This window comes from Streptomyces sp. NPDC057474, assembly GCF_042802555.1.
In the GTDB taxonomy this organism is placed as follows: Bacteria; Actinomycetota; Actinomycetes; order Streptomycetales; family Streptomycetaceae; genus Streptomyces.
Genome location: NZ_JBHVDX010000513.1, coordinates 1 through 1,065 on the forward strand (window position 1 = coordinate 1; position 1,065 = coordinate 1,065).

Annotated in this window: 1 protein-coding gene; it reads left to right on the forward strand. The window is 69.2% G+C overall.

The window, feature by feature from the left end; translation table 11 throughout:
- On the forward strand, positions 1-1,065 hold a 1,065-nt coding region (locus ACFU53_RS48150), incomplete at both ends, for an acyltransferase domain-containing protein (protein WP_384007063.1).

Consider the following 1,065-nt stretch of genomic DNA (forward strand, 5'->3'; position numbering starts at 1 on the left):
CGGCGACGCGGTGGATGCGGTGTTTGTGTTTCCGGGGCAGGGGGCGCAGTGGGTGGGGATGGCGGTGGAGCTTCTTGATTCTTCGCCGGTGTTCGCGGCTCGGTTTGTGGAGTGTGGGGCTGCTCTGGAGGGGTTTGTGGAGTGGTCGTTGGTGGATGTGGTGCGGGGGGTGGGGGGTGCGCCCGGGTTGGACCGGGTGGATGTGGTGCAGCCGGTGTTGTGGGCGGTGATGGTGTCGTTGGCTGCGTTGTGGGAGTCGTTCGGGGTGCGGCCGGCTGCGGTGGTGGGTCATTCGCAGGGGGAGATCGCGGCTGCGGTGGTGGCGGGTGCGTTGTCGTTGGTGGATGGTGCGCGGGTGGTGGCGTTGCGGTCGCGGGCGATCGTGGCGTTGGCGGGGCGTGGGGGGATGGTGTCGGTCGCGCTTGATGCGTCGGGTGCGGGCGAGTTGGCGGGGCGTTGGCCGGGTCGGGTGTCGGTGGCGGCGGTGAACGGGCCTGTGTCGACGGTGGTGTCGGGGGATGCGGATGCGTTGGACGAGTTGGTGGTGTTCGCGGAGTCGTCTGGTGTTCGGGTGCGGCGGGTGGATGTGGATTATGCGTCGCATTCGTCTCATGTGGAGTTGATCGAGGCGGAGTTGGCGGAGGTTTTGGCGCCGGTGGTGGCGTTGGAGCCGGTGGTGCCGTTCCTGTCGACGGTGACGGGGGAGTGGGTGGGGTCGGGGGAGACGGATGCGGGGTACTGGTATCGCAATCTGCGCCGGACCGTGTGTCTGGAGCCCGCGGTGGCCGTGCTGCTCGCGGAGGGTCATGGGGCGTTCGTGGAGATGAGTCCGCATCCGGTGCTGGCGGTGCCGGTGGCGGAGACGGTCGAGGCGGCCGGTGTCGATGCTGTGGTGGTGGGTTCGCTGCGGCGGGGTGAGGGGGGTCTGGAGCGGTTCTATCTGTCGTTGGCGGAGGCGTGGGCGCGGGGTGTGTCGGTGGACTGGGCGCCGGTCTTCGAGGGACTGTCGCCGCGCCGGGTGGACCTGCCCACCTACGCCTTCCAACGCAGCCGGTTCTGGCTGGA